This window comes from Mesorhizobium sp. dw_380 (assembly GCF_018588885.1).
Lineage (GTDB): Bacteria > Pseudomonadota > Alphaproteobacteria > Rhizobiales > Rhizobiaceae > Mesorhizobium.
The window spans coordinates 1-17,976 of sequence record NZ_JAFFIW010000037.1 but is presented as its reverse complement, the minus strand read 5'-3'; the positions used below and the strand labels follow the sequence as shown (position 1 = coordinate 17,976).

Annotated in this window: 15 protein-coding genes; 7 read left to right on the top strand and 8 right to left on the bottom strand. The window is 63.1% G+C overall.

All coding sequences use genetic code 11. The features are described from left to right. Window positions 1–264: 264 nt before the first annotated feature. Both JT360_RS26250 and JT360_RS26245 read right to left on the bottom strand, forming a co-directional pair. On the bottom strand, window positions 265–1,026 hold the full coding sequence (locus tag JT360_RS26250) for an ABC transporter permease (protein WP_214475363.1): 762 nt from the start codon (window positions 1,024–1,026) through the stop codon (window positions 265–267). Between the two features lie 14 nt (window positions 1,027–1,040). Beyond that, complete coding sequence (locus JT360_RS26245) at window positions 1,041–1,967, bottom strand: ABC transporter ATP-binding protein (protein WP_214475284.1); 927 nt, start codon at window positions 1,965–1,967, stop codon at window positions 1,041–1,043. A 319-nt stretch (window positions 1,968–2,286) separates the two neighbouring features. Between JT360_RS26245 and JT360_RS26240 the strand changes: the two genes are divergently transcribed. Beyond that, complete coding sequence (locus tag JT360_RS26240; RefSeq protein ID WP_214475282.1) at window positions 2,287–3,648, top strand: cytochrome ubiquinol oxidase subunit I; 1,362 nt, start codon at window positions 2,287–2,289, stop codon at window positions 3,646–3,648. A 321-nt stretch (window positions 3,649–3,969) separates the two neighbouring features. Continuing rightward, the gene (locus JT360_RS26235) at window positions 3,970–4,974 is read left to right on the top strand and encodes a cytochrome d ubiquinol oxidase subunit II (protein ID WP_214475281.1); all 1,005 of its coding nucleotides are present in this window, start codon (window positions 3,970–3,972) and stop codon (window positions 4,972–4,974) included. 9 nt (window positions 4,975–4,983) lie between these two features. Here the strand turns inward: JT360_RS26235 and JT360_RS26230 are convergent, their stop codons facing one another. Next, a complete protein-coding gene (locus JT360_RS26230; RefSeq protein ID WP_250889094.1) occupies window positions 4,984–7,578 on the bottom strand; it encodes an ATP-binding protein in 2,595 nt (864 codons plus the stop codon). 220 nt (window positions 7,579–7,798) lie between these two features. On the opposite strand from JT360_RS26230, the gene JT360_RS26225 reads away from it, so the two are divergent. From JT360_RS26225 to JT360_RS26215, 3 genes are all read left to right on the top strand, one after another. Next, entirely contained in the window at window positions 7,799–8,071 is a 273-nt protein-coding gene (locus JT360_RS26225; RefSeq protein WP_214475278.1) for a DUF4242 domain-containing protein, read from the top strand. Beyond that, complete coding sequence (locus tag JT360_RS26220) at window positions 8,049–8,339, top strand: hypothetical protein (RefSeq protein WP_214475276.1); 291 nt, start codon at window positions 8,049–8,051, stop codon at window positions 8,337–8,339. The genes JT360_RS26225 and JT360_RS26220 overlap by 23 nt, the downstream gene beginning before the upstream one ends. A gap of 91 nt (window positions 8,340–8,430) precedes the next feature. Next, on the top strand, window positions 8,431–8,931 hold the full coding sequence (locus tag JT360_RS26215) for a hypothetical protein (protein ID WP_214475274.1): 501 nt from the start codon (window positions 8,431–8,433) through the stop codon (window positions 8,929–8,931). Window positions 8,932–9,196: 265 nt separating this feature from the next. On the opposite strand, the gene msrA is transcribed toward JT360_RS26215, so the two are convergent. The 4 genes from msrA to JT360_RS26195 all read right to left on the bottom strand — a co-directional run bounded on the left by msrA (window position 9,197) and on the right by JT360_RS26195 (window position 12,593). Continuing rightward, entirely contained in the window at window positions 9,197–9,922 is a 726-nt protein-coding gene (msrA, locus tag JT360_RS26210; RefSeq protein WP_214475272.1) for a peptide-methionine (S)-S-oxide reductase MsrA, read from the bottom strand. A gap of 209 nt (window positions 9,923–10,131) precedes the next feature. Further along, entirely contained in the window at window positions 10,132–10,413 is a 282-nt protein-coding gene (locus JT360_RS26205) for a hypothetical protein (protein WP_214475270.1), read from the bottom strand. A gap of 98 nt (window positions 10,414–10,511) precedes the next feature. Continuing rightward, the gene (locus JT360_RS26200) at window positions 10,512–11,210 is read right to left on the bottom strand and encodes a DUF1223 domain-containing protein (protein ID WP_214475269.1); all 699 of its coding nucleotides are present in this window, start codon (window positions 11,208–11,210) and stop codon (window positions 10,512–10,514) included. A gap of 306 nt (window positions 11,211–11,516) precedes the next feature. After that, on the bottom strand, window positions 11,517–12,593 hold the full coding sequence (locus JT360_RS26195; protein WP_214475267.1) for a TadE/TadG family type IV pilus assembly protein: 1,077 nt from the start codon (window positions 12,591–12,593) through the stop codon (window positions 11,517–11,519). 220 nt (window positions 12,594–12,813) lie between these two features. Here JT360_RS26195 and lepA point away from each other — a divergent pair, with 220 nt between their 5' ends. Beyond that, entirely contained in the window at window positions 12,814–14,619 is a 1,806-nt protein-coding gene (gene lepA, locus JT360_RS26190) for a translation elongation factor 4 (protein WP_214475265.1), read from the top strand. Between the two features lie 155 nt (window positions 14,620–14,774). Here lepA and JT360_RS26185 read toward each other — a convergent pair whose 3' ends face one another. Further along, the gene (locus JT360_RS26185) at window positions 14,775–16,385 is read right to left on the bottom strand and encodes a GmrSD restriction endonuclease domain-containing protein (RefSeq protein WP_214475264.1); all 1,611 of its coding nucleotides are present in this window, start codon (window positions 16,383–16,385) and stop codon (window positions 14,775–14,777) included. A 406-nt stretch (window positions 16,386–16,791) separates the two neighbouring features. On the opposite strand from JT360_RS26185, the gene JT360_RS26180 reads away from it, so the two are divergent. Then, entirely contained in the window at window positions 16,792–17,304 is a 513-nt protein-coding gene (locus JT360_RS26180) for a hypothetical protein (protein ID WP_214475262.1), read from the top strand. Window positions 17,305–17,976 lie beyond the last annotated feature (672 nt).

The window sequence follows — 17,976 nt, the reverse complement described above, 5'->3', positions numbered from 1 at the left end:
GAAGTCAGCGCCGCCCCTCATCGCCCTGCCGGGCACTTCTCCCCGTATAGAGACGGGGAGAAGGGGCTGGCCGCAACGTTGGCGCACACTTGCGACGCTGGTAATTGGCGAAACCGGCGACGAGGCACCCCTCTCCCCGTCACTATACGGGGAGAGGATGCCGGCAGGCAGGTGAGGGGCGGCGTCAACGCCCGGTGATGGAACCTATGGCTGTAAGCGGCCACGAATTGGAACCGCATCGACCCGGCAGCCGAGTTCTGGCTGTCAGTTCCTCAGCCGATAACCGGTCCGGAAGATCCAGGCGACGATGGCGATGCAGACGGCCAGGAATACCAGCGTCATGCCGAGGCTGATGCCGACCGAGACGTCGGCTTTGCCGTAGAAACTCCAGCGAAACCCGCTGATCAGATACACAACCGGGTTGAACAGCGTGATCGTCTTCCAGATGCCGGGCAGCATGTGGATCGAATAGAAGCTGCCGCCGAGGAAGGTCAGCGGGGTGACGATCAGCAGCGGCACCAGCTGCAGCTGCTCGAAGCTTTTCGCCCAGATGCCGATGATGAAGCCGAACAGGCTGAAGGTGACCGCCGTCAGGATCAGGAAGGCCAGCATCCAGAACGGATGTTCGATGTGGAGCGGCACGAACAGCGAGGCGGTGGCCAGGATGATCAGGCCGAGGATGATCGATTTGGTGGCCGCACCGCCGACATAGGCGATGACGATCTCCAGATAGGAGACCGGCGCCGACAGCAATTCGTAGATCGAACCGACGAATTTCGGGAAGTAGATGGCAAAGGAGGCGTTTGAGATCGACTGCGTCAGAAGCGACAGCATGATCAGCCCCGGCACGATGAAGGCGCCGTAGCTGATGCCGTCGATTTCGGTGATGCGCGAGCCGATGGCGGAGCCGAAGACGACGAAGTAAAGCGATGTCGAGATGACCGGCGAAATGATGCTTTGCAGCACGGTGCGGAACGCACGCGCCATCTCGACCCGGTAGATCGCCCATACGGCACGAAAATTCATTTTCGCAGGCACGCTCATGGCTCCCTCCTCACCAGATTGACGAAGATCTCCTCGAGCGAGCTGTTTTGCGTGTCGATATCGCGGAACTGGATGCCGCCGGCCTCGAGGTCGCGGATCAGCGAGGCGACGCCCGGCCGCTCGGCCTGGTTGTCATAGGTATAGGTCAATTCAGCGCCATCCGGCGACAGTTCTAGCGCATAGTGCGAGAAGGCTTCCGGAATGGCCGTCAGCGGATTGCGCAGTTCCATCACCAGCCGCTTGCGGCCGAGCTTGCGCATCAGTTCGGCCTTGTTCTCGACCAGGATGATCTCGCCGCGGTTGATGACGCCGACGCGGTCGGCCATCGCCTCGGCCTCCTCGATATAGTGGGTGGTGAGGATGATGGTGACGCCATCCTCGCGCAGCCGGCGCACCATCTCCCACATGTCCTGGCGCAATTCGACATCGACGCCGGCGGTCGGCTCGTCGAGGAACAGGATGCGCGGCTCGTGCGACAGCGCCTTGGCGATCATCAGCCGCCGCTTCATGCCGCCCGACAGGGTGATCGCCTTGGCGTCCTTCTTGTCCCATAGCGAGAGGTCCCGCAGCACCTTCTCGACGAAGGCCGGGTTGGCCGGCCTGCCGAACAGGCCGCGGCTGTAATTGACGGTCGCCCAGACGCTCTCGAAGGCGTCGATGGTCAATTCCTGCGGCACCAGGCCGATCAGGCTGCGCGCGGCGCGGTAGTCCTTGCCGATGTCGTGGCCGTCGACCGTGACGGTGCCGGTCGAGCGGTTGACGATGCCGCAGACGATCGAAATCAGCGTCGTCTTGCCGGCGCCATTGGGCCCGAGCAGCGCGAAGATCTCGCCGCGGTTGATGTCGAGATTGACTTCCTTGAGCGCGGTGAAGCCGGTGGCGTAGGTCTTGGAGACCCCGGAAATCGAGAGAATGGAGGGCATGGCTGAAAACGGCTGCTTGAAAGAGGTTCCCTGATATAGGCCGAATGTCGTTGCGCGCAACTGGAAGTCAATGGCGCTGCTGACAGTTCTCGACATGGAGGCCGGCACCGGCTGGAAATACGCCTCATGCAACCGGCAAAATTGTCCTGTGGCGTTCAGCCTCGCGGCAGGACGCCGCTTTGACCTGAACCCGCTTCGGGCCTATCCTCCGCGAGTATTGGAGCAATTCCAGGAAAAGTGTGAAACGGTTTTCCCGGGAAAAGCGCATAGTGCTTTCCCTAGGGAATTGCGCCGAAATAGTTAGCAGCCGGAGCCCGCCATGGACCCGCTCATCCTGTCGCGCATGCAGTTCGGCGCGAATATTTCGTTCCACATATTGTTTCCGACGATCACCATTGCACTTGGCTGGGTGCTGCTGTTCTTCAAGCTGCGCTACAACGCGACCAATGATTCCGCCTGGATGCGCGCCTATTTCACCTGGGTGAAGGTGTTCGCGCTGTCCTTTGCCATGGGCGTGGTATCGGGCGTCACCATGAGCTTCCAGTTCGGCACCAACTGGCCGGGCTATATGCAGCATGTCGGCAACATTGCCGGGCCGTTGCTGGCCTACGAGATACTCACCGCCTTCTTCCTCGAAGCGGCCTTCCTCGGCATCATGCTGTTCGGCTTCCGTCGCGTCTCCAACCGCGTCCACACGCTGGCGACGGTGCTGGTGGCCGGCGGCACCACCCTGTCCGCCTTCTGGATCATCGCGCTCAATTCCTGGATGCAGACGCCGGCCGGTTTCGAGATGCGCGACGGCGTCGCGCACGCCGTCGACTGGTGGGCTGTTGTCTTCAACCCGTCCATGCCCTACCGGTTGGTCCATATGCTGCTTGCCTCCGGCCTGACGGTGTCGTTCCTGATCGCTGGGCTGTCGGCGCTGCGCTATCTCAACGGCGACCGCTCGGAATCGATGTGGAAGGCGCTGCGCACCGGCGTCTTCACCGCGGCGATCCTGATCCCGATCCAGATCCTTGCCGGCGACCAGCATGGGCTGAACACGCTTGCGCACCAGCCGCAGAAGATCGCCGCCATGGAGGCCAACTGGAATACCGGCCCCAACGTGCCGCTGGTCCTGTTTGCGCTGCCCGATGAGGCGGCCAAGGAAAACAGGTTCGAGATCACGATTCCGGATGGGGCGAGTCTGATCTTGCGGCACAGCACCAGCGGCGTGGTGCCGGGGCTGAACGACTATCCCGGCAACCATCCGCCGGTCTTTCCGATCTTCTGGAGCTTCCGCATCATGGTCGGCACCGGCCTGCTGATGCTGGCTGTCTCTTGGTCGGCGGCCTTCTTCCTCAAGCGCCGGCACAGCCTGCCGAAGCCGCTCGCGCTTCTGATGGTGCCGATGGCGCTGTCGGGCTGGCTGGCGACATTGGCGGGCTGGTACACGACCGAGATCGGCCGCCAGCCCTGGCTGGTGACGGGCGTGCTGAAAACCGCCGACGCGGTCGGGCCGGTGGCCGGCAGCCACGTCGCGCTGACGCTCGCCGTCTATCTCATCCTCTACGTGCTGTTGCTGATCGCCTATCTCGGCGTGCTGGTGCACCTGGGGTTGAAGGCGGCGAAGGACGGCGACACCTCGCCGCTGCCCGGCGTGCTCAACAGACCGATGTCGCAGCCGGCGGCTGGCGAGTGACCATGGACCGGCAGGACGGAAATTGGCGGTCAGGCCGGTTAGATGCGGGGCTTTCATCGAAGCCTGGCGCTGCCCCTCATCCGCCTGCCGGCACCTTCTCCCCGTATAGTGACGGGGAGAAGGGAGATGGCCGCAGCCTCGGCGTCTCTCTCGCAACGCTGACAATTGGCGAAACCGGCCACGGCGGCGCCCCTCTCCCCGTTACTATACGGGGAGAGGATGCCGGCAGGCAGGTGGGGAGCAGCGCCAACCTCAATCGATCTGAAAAACCATTGCTTCAAGGGCCGCACACTCGGCCTATCGTGGCTGGGAGAGCGAAAAATGACCTATGACTGGCCAACCTTGCTGCCGCTGATCTTCGCCGGCCTGATGGGCCTCGCCATCCTGATCTATGTCATTCTCGACGGCTTCGACCTTGGCATCGGCATCCTGTTCGCTGCGGCGCAAGATTCCGAGCAGGACACGATGATCGCGGCCATCGGCCCGTTCTGGGATGCCAACGAAACCTGGCTGGTGCTGGCCGTCGGCCTGCTGCTGGTCGCCTTCCCGATGGCGCATGGCGTCATCCTGACCGCACTCTACATTCCGGTCTTCGTGCTCTTGGTCGGGTTGATCCTGCGCGGCGTCGCCTTCGATTTCCGTGCCAAGGTGCCGGCTGGCAGCAAGCATCGCTGGAACCGTATCTTCTTCCTCGGTTCGCTCATCGCCTCGCTGGCGCAGGGCTATATGCTGGGCGTCTATGTGCTCGGCCTCGATGTCGGCCCGGGCGGCATGGCGTTCGGCGCGCTGGTGGCGCTCTGCCTGGCCGCGGCCTACGCGGCCATGGGCTCCGCCTGGGTGATCTACAAGACCGAGGGCGAACTGCAGAGGAAGGCGGTGCGCTGGCTGCGCACCGCACTGGTGCTGGCCGCGCTCGGCATGGCCGCCGTGTCGCTGGCGACGCCCTTCGCCAGCCCGCGCATCTTCGCCAAATGGTTCGTCTGGCCGCAGATGCTCTATTTGTCGCCGCTGCCGATCCTGTCGGCGCTGCTGTTCCTGTGGCTGTGGCGGCAGACATTCCATCTGCCGAAGCCCGGCGACCGCCACGCGCTGATGCCGTTCCTGACGCTGGCCGGCATCTTCGTGCTCGGCTTTGCCGGCCTTGCCTGGTCGTTCTACCCGTTCGTGGTGCCGGATCGTCTCACCATCTGGCAGGCGGCGTCGGCGCCGGAAAGCCTGGCCATCATCCTGGTCGGCACCGTGGTGGTGCTGCCGATCATCATCTTCTATTCCTTCTATGCCTACCGCGTGTTCGGCGGCAAGGCGACCGACCTGACCTACGACTGATCCGCCTTATCAGATCAGCCCGCTATCCCGTGCCGCTGCCGTGGCCTCGCCGCGCGAGATGGCGTCGAGCTTGCCCAGCACCGCCGAGACATGGTGGTCGACGGTCTTCGGCGAAATGGCGAGATGCTCGGCGATGCGCTTGTTGGACAGGCCGCGCTCGATCAGCTGCAGCACTTCCATCTGACGCTGGGTCAGGCCGGCGCCGTTGGCGCGCGTGGTGCGGCGCGGTCCCCGAGCAATGTGAATGACGCCGTTTCGGCGCATGATGTCGCGCACACGGCTCGCGACCGGCCGGGCGCCGAGCTTCTCGAAGATATCAAGCGCTGCCCGCTGCGCCGCCTCGTCGCCCTGGGCGAGCGCCAGGGCGCGTTCATAAGGTGCGTCGAGTTCCGCCCAGGCGGAGGCGGCCCCCGGCCAGTCCTGCGCTAGCAGCATCCGGTAGGGCACGGCCATGCCGGCGGTGTCTCCCGGCTCGATATCGGGAACCAGCATCTGCCGCCAGGCCGCCAGCTCCGCGAACACCGCCCGCGTCGGCGACATGCTCTCGGCAAGGCCGATCAGCCGCAGCGCCTCGTCCTTGTCGGCTTCGCCCAGCCAGGCCTGTTCGGCAATCACCGCCGCAAAGGGCAGCAGCCTCTGCAGCTCGGCGCCCTTTTCCAGAAGCCGCTTCATCTCCGCCAGAAGCGGCTCGGCCGAGGGATCGCCGCGCCGAATGCGCAGTTTCGCCAGCGCCACCAAGGCGGGATAGCGCACCAGGGCCGTCGCCTGATCGTTGCCGATCACATCCAGCGCTTCGGAAGCCGCTTCGTCCCAGCATCCCTGACGCAGCCGCAACTGCGCGCGCACGCCGTGCATATAATCGCGCCAGGTCGCCAGGTCGTTCTCGACGCAATAATCGATGCCGCGATCGAGGAAGGATTGAGCCTCTCTGTAGTCGAGCTGGTTCATGCCGCAACAGGCGCAGTTGGTGAAGGCGCGTGCTGCGTGCTCCTGAAAATTCTCCCGCAGCGCGATTTCAAGGCTGCGGGAAAGATGCAGCCGCCCATTGTCCAGGCGCAGCCACTGCTCGGCGGACCCGACATTGTTGAGCGCGTGGCAGACAATGTCCGGCCGGTCGACCTCTTCGGCGAGCTTGATCGCCTTGGCGCCCAGCGACAGGGTCTCGTCGAGCCGTTCGGCCAGCATCGCCAGCTGCGAGAGGTTGGAATAGGCCATGGCCAGTTCCGGCCCGGCTGGCACGGTCTCAAGCAGCGCCACCGCCTGGGCGCCGAACAGGTCGGCATCCCGGCGGTCGCCCAAGAGATAGGCGAAGCGCGACAGGCAGCGCAGGCTATCGCCTTCCCTGAGCACATTGCCAAGGGCCTGCTGCAGCGCCCGCGCCTGCTGCTGTGCCTTGATGGCTTCGTCGATGCGCCCGATCAGATGGCACTCGAAGGCATATTGTTCGTAAAGTTCCGCGCGCTCCTGCGCCGGCAAGGTGTCGGCCTGGAGCAAGGCGACCTCATAGTAGCCGACGGCGTCGCGATGGGCGCCGACGCGGGAGGCCTCGCGGGCGGCGACCGGCGCCAGTTCGCGCACCGTCTCCAGATTGTGCGCCTCGACCGCGTGATGGACCAGCCGCGCGGTGGCGATGTCGCCTCTTTCGAGCAGCGCCGCCAGCGCCCGCTGGTTGAACGCCCGCCGGTGGCTGGGCGTCAGCATCGTCTCGATGGCGCGGCGGGCAATCTCGTGCCGGAAGGCATAGAACTCGCCGAGATCGTCGAGCAGGCCATTCGAGACGCATTCCGCCAGCTGGGCGGCGCTGGCCATCCCGCAGAGGCCGGTCAGGGCCCAGGCGTCGGCGCGCCTGGGAAACACCGAGACGCACTCGAGCATCGCGCGGGCGCCGGCCGACAGGCGTTCGGCGCGCGCGACCACCGCGTCACGCACGCTGGCCGGCAGCGCCGTTTCATTCTCGGCGCGCAACAGTTCGGTGACGAAAAAGGCATTGCCGGCGCTCGCCCGGTAGATCGCTTCGCCGTCGCGGCCGGCCGCTTTGGCGAGCGACAGCACCGCCGCCTCGCTCAACAGCGGCACGTCGATGCGCGCAACGCTGCCGGCCGGAATTTCACCCAGCGCCCGGCGCACGCGCACCTGTCCCTCGCTGCGGTCGGTGCGCGCCGTCAAAAGCAGCAGGATGTGGGTGTTGGCGATGCGCCGGCCGAGAAAGCGGACGAAGTCGAGCGTCGCGTCATCGGCCCAGTGCAGGTCCTCGATCACCAGCAGCGTCGGCTGGGTTCTCGCCTCGAAGACATCGAGTGCATCGGAAAACAGCGGCAGCCGCTCGCCCCGGCGCGCGTCGATCGCCTGCGGCATCGCCCATTGCGCCTCGCGGGCGAGATCGTAGAGCGGCCCGAGCGGGTCGGGGATCGACAGGTCTTCGCAGGCGCTGCGGAAAACACGTGTGCCGTGGCTGGCCGCGCCGATGAAAGCCTCGACAAGCGCCGACTTGCCGGCGCCCGCCTCGCCCGACAACACTGCTACGTGACCGCGGCCGCGCGCGGCTTCCGCCAGGAAGCCGTCCAGTTGCGCCAGCTGTGTCTGCCGTTCCAGAAGCATGGTCATTGGCTCATGGTGGTCCCGGTTGCCGCTGCCGCACCCCAGTTCCCGCTCAGGATAGCCCGGCCCGGTATCTGCTTTGTGGCTCCGGTACCTAACGTCGTTAACATGGGGAATCGTCCCGCCAAACATGGGGAAAGGCTCCGATGCGCGCCGTTTGCGGGCGTGATCAATGTCCGGCCGCGCTCATTTCAAGCGTGAATCAACGGCAAAAGGAAACCTTGATATGCCTCGCTATGTAGTCGAACGCACATTTCCCGCTGGCCTCAGCGTGCCCATGAACGATGCCGGCGCCGATGCGCTCGCCGGCGTGATCATGCGCAACGCGGAGAAGGGCGTGACCTGGGTGCAGTCCTTCGTGTCGCCCGACAGGAAGCAGAGCTTCTGCATCTATGACGCGCCGTCGCCGGAAGCGATCCGCAGCACTGCCCAGAAGAACTCCCTGCCGGTCGACAAGATCACGGAGGTGCGGGTTCTTGACCCTTACTTTTACCGTTGATCCCGCCGATGAGCATGAAGATGCCCTTCGCCGCGACGGCGGCATGCCTGACAACTCGTTCAGCGAGGTGTTGGCGGCTTCGAGACCAGTCGGACGAGGCCCGTTACTGGGCCGGGTTCTCCGGTGGATTGCCTCGCTGCTGTTCGCACCATTGCGCTCGAGTCGGCGCCGGTTGCCTCCGCAGGACGATTATCTGAGACGAGACATCGGCCTGCCGGATCTCGAGGAGCTGCCGCAATACTGGGACTTTACCCGGTTGGACCGCTGATGCAGCCCAGATCCGACTTAGCAACGGGGGCGGCCGGCCGCTCCTGGTGCACCTTAAATCTGGTGCACCTTAAATAATGAATGGAGAGAAAATGAACATCCATCTTTGGACCAAACACCTCATCAACCTGTCGATCCTGTCGATCGCGGCCACCACGGCGAATGCCCATGATACCGGCGCGCTGGATGAGAAGGTGCGGGCGGCCAACAGCCGCTTCGAGAATGTGGCGATGGCCACTGCCGAAGGCTATGCGCCGATCCCTTGCGCCAGCGGCATCACCGGCGGCGCCATGGGCATCCACTACGTCAATGCGGCCTACCTGAAAGACGATGCGGTCGATCTCGCCAAGCCGGAAGCGGTGATGTACGAGCCGACGGCCGATGGCAAGCTGAAGCTTGTGGCCGTCGAATACATCACCTCGAAAGGTCCGGCATCGCTGGCAGGGCAGCTGTTCAACTTCAACAGCGCCCCCAACCGTTACGGCCTGGGCGCTTTCTATGAACTGCATGTCTGGGCCTGGAAAAAGAACCCGACAGGCACCTTCGCTGACATGAACCCCGATGTGTCGTGCGATGCAATGAAGGCCATGTAGCTGGCGCGCGAACCTCCCCCTTGCGGGCAGGGCGATCGCATATGGGTTTTTTACGAAGAGGACCCCCACCCCTAACCCTCCCCACAAGGGGGAGGGAAAGCTGCCGCGTGCCATCCATTTGACGTCGAAACCTCGGCGTTTGCGGAAGTCAGCGCCTACCGAGTCCCCCTCCCCCTTGTGGGGAGGGGTTAGGGGTGGGGGTAATCGTAGAGCGCAAGCCAGTCATATACGATCGCCCTGCCCGCAAGGGGGAAAATTACAAGCCTCAGTTGCTCGCCGACAGCACCAGCACCGGTTTCTCGCTGTACAGCGCCGGGAACAGCTGCTTCAGGTTCGCCACCTTGGGCAGGTCGTTGTAGACGATGTAGGGATAGGTCGGGTTCAGCGTCAAAAAGTCCTGGTGGTAGTTCTCGGCCGGGTAGAAGGTCTTGCCGGTCTCGATCGTGGTGACGATCGGCTCCGGGAACACCTTGGCCTTGTCGAGCTGGGCGATATAGCTCTGCGCGATCTTCTTTTGCGCGTCGTTCTCGGCGAAGATCGTCGAGCGGTACTGGGTGCCGGAGTCCGGTCCCTGGTAGTTCAGATGCGTCGGGTTGTGGGCGACCGAGAAATAGACCTGCAGCAGCTGGCCATAGGTCACTTTTGACGGATCATAGGTGATCTCGACGGACTCGGCATGGCCGGTGCGGCCGGTGCCGACCGTCTCGTAGACGGCGTCCTCCTCGGCGCCGCCGGTATAGCCGGAGACGGCCTCGCTGACGCCCTTGACGTGCTGGAACACGCCCTGCACGCCCCAGAAGCAGCCGCCGGCGAAAACAGCCTTCTCGCTGCCCGTGGCCGCCTTTTCGTCCAGCGCCGGCGGCGGGATGACCACCGCGTCTTCGGCCGAAACGGCCGGCGTCAGCCAGAAGGCGGCGCCCGCGGCGGCCAGGGCGAGTGCGGCAAGCGCACCCCTGACGAAGCCGGTCGAACGGTTGTTGATGTTGGTCATGGTTGCACTCCTCATGGCTTCCATTGGGATCACTCTATTGGATCGGGCGCGATGGCGCGATCCGTGACTTGCGGCGAGGGCTCACATTCGCGTGCGCCCTTTTGTTTTTGAGGCAATTCCGGGCGCAGAACGGCTTCACGGCAATTGCCTTGGGGACTGTCCCCGGCTGGACAGGGAGCCCGCCAGGGACAGATGGCCACGGACCAATGTCAATTGGCCGGAGCCATGGCATCCGCCGCCGGCTTCATCGCGTCGGCGGCCGGTTTCATCGCGTCCGCCGCCGGCTTCATGGCATCGGCGGCGGGCTTCATGGAGTTGGTGGCCATGGGATCGGCGGGCTTCATCGCATCGGTTGCCGGTTTCATGGCGTCGGCGGCCGGCTTCATGGCGTTGGTGGCGTCATCGGCGCGGGCTATGCCGCCGGCCAGCAGCGCCGTCGAGCACAGGGCAAGGGCGAGCGCCGGCAGCGTCAGGCGGGAAAGAACGGTCATGGTGGTCTCCTTGGGTGTGGTGAGGGCTCGCGCTTTTGGCGGCCGGGGGTCTTGCGGCGCCGCTCATGCGGCGTTGCGCAATTTCTGAGGCGAGATGTCTAGTTGGTGGCGGCGGCGAGGATCGGCCCGCCGCCCGGCGATTGCACCAGCACGGCGGTGCTGAGGCCGCCGGACGCGGCGGGAAGCGCATAGGCGGCCGCATCGCCGGTCCAGCTGCCGAGTTTTGTCAGCGTATGCACGACATTGGCATGCGGCAGCGTGCGGCCGGTGTTTTCGCCGCGCGCCACCGGCACCTGCACGACGCCCTTGGTGTAGCGCACCAGCCAGACGTCGGCCTTGCCGCCGGGCGCGGCGCCGGCGCCGACACGGACCTTGCCGCCGTCGAGCGACAGCGAAGGGCCGCTGGTCTTGCCAGTGGCCGCGATCAGATGCTCGATCTCGCCTGGTGCCGCGCCGACAACATCGGCATGGCCGTTGACCACCACTTGCGGCGTGAACGGCCCGTCATGACCGAGCGGCGGCTCGTAGGAAACCTGGCGCTGGGTGAATTCCTGTTTTCCGAACGTGTCCTTCCAGCCGAGATAATCCCAATAGGTGACGTTGAAGGACAGCGCCAGCACGCCAGGCTGGTCCTTGACCTTGATGAGATTGGCGTTGGCCGGCGGGCAGGACGAGCAGCCCTGGCTGGTGAACAGCTCGACCACGGTGAGCGGCTGGGCCTGCGCCGCGCCGAGCGACGCCATGAGCGCGAGCGCGCCCAGGCTGGACAGGGCGACGAACTGGCGGGATCTTGGCATCGGCGGGCTCCGTGGGGCGGCGCTCCGATGCGCCGGTCATCCCCCCACTTCGCCGCCATCCGCCGCTTCGTTACAACGCTCACCGGTTTGTGATGAGGGCCGAAGGAGGCCGGAGACCTGGCGCGGCCGCCGCCACGGGTGATCTCCCCCCTCGAGGGGGAGATGGCCGGCAGGCCAGAGGGGGTCGGTTCGACCGGATGCGGCCCCCTTTGCGGCATAGGGAGGCTGGCGCCCCGTCGTGCCGACCCCCTCTGTCGCCTATTGGCGACATCTCCCCCTCGAGGGGGGAGATCATCAGTGTCATCCCTACTGCGTCAGCGCTGTGTCCGAGGGCCGCTTGTTGAAGTCGCACTTGCCGGTGACGTTGTAGAAGAAGTCGGCATTTGAGGACGGAGTCGGCACCGTTGTGCCACCGTCCTCCCAGGCTTGATAGCTGGTGACGCCACAAGGCACGATGGTGAAGATGTCGACCTTCTGCCCGGTCGCGGTCTCGGTCAGGGCGTTCGCGTCCACGCCGCTATAGAGTCGGTTGGAGGTCGTCGCATCGTCCGATTTGAGATATTGCGGGTTGCCCGACGGCACGTACATCTGCAGGGAGAGGCCGCCCATCTGGCTGACATCGATCGCCGCGCCGGCGCTGTTGGCCGGATACATGGTGTTGACGCAGGTGGTTGAATACTTCCTGCTGCCACTGGTCTGGAGGATCGCGTCGGCAGGCAGACCGGTGAAAGTGGTCACGCTGGCGGTGGTGCACACTTGCGACTGGACGAGCGTCTTGACGTCGGCGCCACCATTGTTGGTGATCGTATACACGTTCGTGGTGCCGTAGCCCTTCGGATCACCGAAGCCGTTATAGGTATACTCGATCGACATCATCGGCTTGGCGACCGTCGCTCCGAATTGCGTGCCGTAGAGCGTCATCGTCTTGTTCCACCAGCCCGACACCTTGGAAACCTTGAAGGTGGTCTGCACCAGGGCCGGCGTCTTGTTCACCGCCGACACAACTGCGACCGGCACCGTGTTGATCCTGGCGATCTGCATGAAAGCGGTCGGCATGGCGTAACTTGCCGTGGCCTGGGCGCTGGCGGCGCCATTGGCGGCAACCACGAAGGTTTGCAGCGTCGCGGTGCCCTGGCCACCGTTGGCGATGAAGGAATCCTGCAGTGCCGTCTGGCGCTGCGGCAGCGTCGAGGTGGTGTCCATGGTGGTGATCGACAGCAGCGCGGCATCTAGCGCCTGCTGCTGGTTGGACCGGGTCTGGACCGCGCTGGTATAGTCGACCGAGAAGCCGACAGCGGTTATGAGCGGCACCAGCATGAGAAAGAACAGCGGGACCATCGACCCGCTGCGGGAACGGGCGAACCGGCCTGCAATTCTCAGCATTTTCTACCCCCCGACAGACATTAGCCTTCGCGCAGATACCACGCGCCGGCAAAGCAAGGTCTAATCCTATCGATCAAAGTTTAAGCATCTCTGTCCGCCGGGCCGGTATCTCGGGCTTTTTTGCCCCGCTCGCCGCCCCGCCCGCCACTTTGTGACCGCCAGGGCGGCCCTTGCGCCGCAAGCCTTGCCGCCGCTGGCCGCCCCTGCTAAAGCGCGCGGCATGAGCACGCCCCTCGACCACATCCGGAATTTTTCCATCGTCGCCCATATCGACCATGGCAAATCCACGCTTGCCGACCGCCTGATCCAGTCCACCGGCGGGCTGGAGCTGCGCGACATGAAGGAGCAGGTGCTGGACTCGATGGACATCGAGCGCGAGCGCGGCATCACCATCAAGGCGCAGACCGTGCGGCTGAAATACCGCGCCAATAATGGCGAGGACTACATCCTCAATCTGATCGACACGCCCGGCCATGTCGACTTCGCCTACGAAGTATCGCGCTCGCTCGCCGCCTGCGAGGGTTCGCTGCTGGTGGTCGACGCCAGCCAAGGCGTCGAGGCGCAGACGCTGGCCAATGTCTACCAGGCGATCGACAACAACCACGAGATCGTCGTGGTGCTGAACAAGGTCGACCTGCCGGCAGCCGAGCCCGAGCGCATCCGCGAGCAGGTCGAGGAGGTGATCGGCATTGACGCTTCCAACGCCGTGCTGATCTCGGCCAAGACCGGCCTCGGCATTCCCGACGTGCTCGAAGCCATCGTCCACCAATTGCCGCCGCCGCGCGAAGGTGATGCCACCGCTCCCTTGAAGGCGATGCTGGTCGACTCCTGGTACGACGCCTATCTCGGCGTCATCGTGCTGGTGCGCATCATCGACGGCGTTTTGAAAAAGGGCCAGACCATCCGCATGATGGGCACCGGCGCGAAATACCTGGTCGAGCGCACCGGCGTGTTCACGCCGGCCCGCGTCAATGTCGACGAGCTCGGCCCTGGCGAGTTCGGCTTCTTCACCGGCTCGATCAAGGAAGTGGCCGACACCCGCGTCGGCGACACCATCACCGAGGACAAGCGCGCCACCGCGCATGCGCTGCCCGGCTTCAAGCCGGCGCAGCCGGTGGTGTTCTGCGGCCTGTTCCCGGTCGACGCCGCCGATTTCGAGGATCTGCGTGCCGCCGTCGGCAAGCTGCGCCTCAACGACGCCAGCTTCTCCTACGAGATGGAAACCTCCGCCGCGCTCGGCTTCGGCTATCGCTGCGGCTTCCTCGGCCTCTTGCATCTGGAAATCATCCAGGAGCGGCTGGAGCGCGAATTCAACCTCGACCTGATCGCCACCGCACCGAGCGTCGTCTACCGGCTGCTCCTCAATGACGGCTCGATGAAGGAGCTGCACAACCCGGCCGACATGCCCGACGTGGTGAAGATCTCGGCCATCGAGGAGCCATGGATCCGCGCCACGATCCTCACCCCCGACGACTATCTCGGCGGCATCTTGAAACTCTGCCAGGACCGGCGCGGCATCCAGGCCGACCTCTCCTATGTCGGCAAGCGCGCCATGCTGACCTACGATCTGCCGCTCAACGAAGTGGTCTTCGATTTCTATGACCGGCTGAAGTCGATCTCCAAGGGCTACGCCTCGTTCGACTATCATCTCACCGACTATCGCGAGGGCGATCTGGTGAAGATGTCGATCCTGGTCAATGAGGAGCCGGTCGACGCGCTGTCCATGCTGGTGCACCGCACGGCGGCGGAAAAGCGCGGCCGGCAGATGGTCGAGAAGCTGAAGGAGCTGATCCCGCACCATCTGTTCAAGATCCCGATCCAGGCCGCCATCGGCGGCAAGGTCATCGCCCGCGAAACCATCTCGGCGCTGCGCAAGGACGTCACCGCCAAATGCTACGGCGGCGACGTCTCGCGCAAACGCAAGCTGCTCGACAAGCAGAAAGAAGGCAAGAAGCGGATGCGCCAGTTCGGCAAGGTGGATATCCCGCAGGAGGCGTTTATTCAGGCGCTGAAGATGGGGGATTGAGATGACCAGTGCAAGGCACGCACCTTATCGCGCCTGACGACTGATATCGTCCGAAACCAAAGCTAAAGATTAGAACGGTTAGCCAGAGCAGTCAGAGCGGTCTGGAGAATTCGCTTGGGTGGTTCAGCCGATGAGTTCGCTTTTTTGAACGGCTGTTATGCGGCTTCGGCTAGAAAATATGGACGCGTGGGAAACGGAAGCCCTTCAGAAACGAGATATTCCTTAAAGCCATGATTGCAGTAGGGATGGGTTAGCTGCAGGTTTTCTTCATTTCCCCGCCCCCCGTCTTGTACTCGTCTCTTGTGGTCGTCACTAAACGCCGTGGTCGGCAATCGAGCATTGCAGATGGCGCAGCGCAACGTGGTTTTAAGCATTTCGCGACGGCGAACCGTCTGGCTGGTTTCGCGCGTGACCTTCTTGTTGGGCGCACCCTCTAACTCAATGAGTTCAGCCAAACCGCTAAAGCGATGGTCTGCGATTATTCCAGATCGGATTTGATCGAAGTCCTTTCCGTCACGAAGATCATCGAGAATTATCTTGTACATCGCCAGGACGGTGGGGACACTCTTCGTCCAACCACCAAACTTGCCTAGAATATGTTTGATTATCGAATGGTTTCTGACCAGAAATTCCTCAAACATAGCCCGGTGCTGACAAAATTCCATTAGCCGTTTATTGAAGTTGAGATACTGGATGAAACTGACCACGGCCAAAAACGCCGACGGGTGATGCTTTCCTGCAGCGCCCCAGAAATACACGGAAGGGTGAAGCCCCAAGCTCGCGTTACCACTACCAGCTACATACTTGACGACGCCGTAGGCTCTCTCAAGGAATCGGACGGTCTGCTTCCCATCCCTATCGTCCGGCAACTCTTCCTGAGCTCGGAGTGCACCAATGTCGTTTGTGAAATTAATCAGTTCCAGCGTTATACGAAGTGCCTCGGCGGTATAAGGCTTGCCAGCCACCGGCATCTCGATCGACTGCCCTAGCTCCGCGCTCTCAGGCTCGAACATTATTCCATAAGTGTTGGATGCAACCCTCGAGATAGCCTCCTTGGTCGAGAGATCGAAGTCCGAAACATATTCATGGCCGGTTGCCGCTCTGATTAATGCCCTCGCGGCCTGAACATTCGGCTTCTTTCGTGCGATGATCATGTATTTCTCAGTATCGCTAATTTGAATACCTCTCTGGTTGATTGCCAGAAAAGATTTTTCGGCGATTTCCGCATCGCCAACCACCCATTGTGCGTACAGCGGTTGGCCAATATTGGACGCCCAGCGAATACGTTCCGGAGATGGATTTTCGTCAGAAAGAGCTTTGCTGAGATCCGCATAAGTGCCGATGTTCGCCACCAATTTGCGGCATTCTCGGTGGTATTCTAGCTGCTGACGTGGGATGCGGCCGTCGAAGAATTTGTTGGAAATCGGTCCGGCCCCATAATCGTCGTTCACCCATGCGATCAAGGCGCTGAGACGGTGGGCTCCATCGACGACAAAAGTATATCCCGCTTCAGACTTCCACAGGATTAGCGCCGGGATGAGGCTACCGTCACGAAAGCTTTTGATTAGAGTAACGACGTTGTCGATATCCCAGTCATTGGTCACTCGCTGGAAGTCAGGCTTACGAAGCAAACTGAAATGCAGCCGCCCTTGCGCGAGCTCTGAGACCGGAATTCCTCCCTGGCCGATGGTTCCGGGTCCATGGGTGACAGTATCGGCGTTCTCGCGCTTAATCAGCGCATCCAAGTTTAGGCGCTTGCCTGCCATTGGCTGCAATCCTTATACTGTCTATGGTGGGCAATCACGCTCGATCCGCAGAGTCGGTGAGTGCGTTAAGTATACTTTGGGATTATTATCCTAGTCGGACGCCCTTGCATTGTCCAGTCGGTTGCTCCGCGAAGGCTGAATAATTCTTGATGCCGGGGCAAAAGGTCCCCTAGTAGCGCCGAGCTCTCAACCTCCGCTATCCGCTTCACTGGCAATAGGGCATCCAGCAACACCGTCCAGTTGATCGAGCCGTGGTCGTGGTTAGCTGCCTTGGCCGGTCAATTTTGAGCTACCCGAGGACCCAGTCAACACAATCCACTTTGTGCGCCTCCCACTGTACTTCGGACCACCCATTGAAAACGTCCCACCCTGCAGTATCCTCTCCGCACGGCTGGGGAAACATCACATGCGCACCACATCAGACACCGTCGCCGCAATCGGCCTCGCCATCGGCGGCGCTTTCGGCCTCGCCGGCACCTTCGTCGCCAGCGCTCCGCTGCGCGAAACACTCTGGACGATTGATGGCGCGGCACTGGTGGTGGCGACCGCACTGCTGACGATGAAATACCAGCGGCTGGGCAATGACTGCGTTGCCGCGGGCTTCCTGACCTTCCTTGCCGGCGAGACCCTGCTGCTATCAGGCAATGCGGCGGGGCTGGAGGCCAGCGTGCCCTCCTATGTCGGCGGCATCACGCTTTGGGCGGCCGCACTGGTCATGGTCAGCGCGCCGAAGACTTTTGCACTCTGGATGCGGCTCACCGCGTTCGTTGCCGCCGTGCTGTTTGTCGTCTCCGCCGGCATGATCCTCTGGGGCGCGCCCTTGCTGCCGACCTCGGCGCCGCTGCCCGCCGCCGGCTATCCGTTCCTGGTGCTGACTTTTGTCGGCTGGATCTGGACGCTGCTGAGGGATGAGCGGTGAAGGGGGAGGCGATGTCCGCTCCCGTCGAAATCCGCGACAGGAAGACAAACGTTGGCGCCGCCCCTCATTGCCCTGCCGGGCATTTCTCCCCGTAAACGGGGAGAAAGAAGCTGGCCTCGATGGCAGCGCCACTTTTTCAACGTTGGCAATTGGCGAAGGCCTCGATGACAGCGTCCTTCGCCCCGTTTACGGGGAGAAGATGGCGGCAGCCAGATGAGGGGCGGCGCTGACTTCGGCGATAGTCCCGAAGCATATCCGCCCCGCATTGACAGCCGAACGCTCTCCGTAGCCGGCGATAAATCAGGGCTCGGTACGAAACCGTACCAATTTCCCGGCTTGGTTGATCGTGCAGCACGGGACCGGTACAAAATTCGGGCGGCGGACCTTCATCAGGTCGCTAAGTGGCCGGCGCGGGGCTCAGGCAATTGTCTCACCGGCATCGCGCCGGCCATTTCCGCAAACGGGGACCAAGGGCGCGCTGCGTCGCCCGGGGGCGCCTCCTCGAAACCTCCTCGGCTTTACTCGCCCCGATGTCCACGTCGGTCGCAACAAGACAGGCGCTGGCGCCGCCCCTCATCTGGCTGCCGCCATCTTCTCCCCGTAAACGGGGCGAAGGACGCTGTCATCCCGGCTTTCGCCAATCGCCATCGTTTGCAGAAAAGCGACAGCGTT

Bases quoted from the DNA above. Each gene is read 5' to 3' on its own strand.
- JT360_RS26185 (WP_214475264.1), bottom strand. From the start codon at position 16,385: ATGGCAGGCAAGCGCCTAAACTTGGATGCGCTGATTAAGCGCGAGAAC.
- lepA (WP_214475265.1), top strand. From the start codon at position 12,814: ATGAGCACGCCCCTCGACCACATCCGGAATTTTTCCATCGTCGCCCAT.
- JT360_RS26235 (WP_214475281.1), top strand. From the start codon at position 3,970: ATGACCTATGACTGGCCAACCTTGCTGCCGCTGATCTTCGCCGGCCTG.
- JT360_RS26200 (WP_214475269.1), bottom strand. From the start codon at position 11,210: ATGCCAAGATCCCGCCAGTTCGTCGCCCTGTCCAGCCTGGGCGCGCTC.
- JT360_RS26225 (WP_214475278.1), top strand. From the start codon at position 7,799: ATGCCTCGCTATGTAGTCGAACGCACATTTCCCGCTGGCCTCAGCGTG.
- JT360_RS26230 (WP_250889094.1), bottom strand. From the start codon at position 7,578: ATGACCATGCTTCTGGAACGGCAGACACAGCTGGCGCAACTGGACGGC.
- JT360_RS26245 (WP_214475284.1), bottom strand. From the start codon at position 1,967: ATGCCCTCCATTCTCTCGATTTCCGGGGTCTCCAAGACCTACGCCACC.
- JT360_RS26205 (WP_214475270.1), bottom strand. From the start codon at position 10,413: ATGACCGTTCTTTCCCGCCTGACGCTGCCGGCGCTCGCCCTTGCCCTG.
- JT360_RS26250 (WP_214475363.1), bottom strand. From the start codon at position 1,026: ATGAATTTTCGTGCCGTATGGGCGATCTACCGGGTCGAGATGGCGCGT.
- JT360_RS26215 (WP_214475274.1), top strand. From the start codon at position 8,431: ATGAACATCCATCTTTGGACCAAACACCTCATCAACCTGTCGATCCTG.
- JT360_RS26195 (WP_214475267.1), bottom strand. From the start codon at position 12,593: ATGCTGAGAATTGCAGGCCGGTTCGCCCGTTCCCGCAGCGGGTCGATG.
- JT360_RS26240 (WP_214475282.1), top strand. From the start codon at position 2,287: ATGGACCCGCTCATCCTGTCGCGCATGCAGTTCGGCGCGAATATTTCG.
- msrA (WP_214475272.1), bottom strand. From the start codon at position 9,922: ATGACCAACATCAACAACCGTTCGACCGGCTTCGTCAGGGGTGCGCTT.
- JT360_RS26180 (WP_214475262.1), top strand. From the start codon at position 16,792: ATGCGCACCACATCAGACACCGTCGCCGCAATCGGCCTCGCCATCGGC.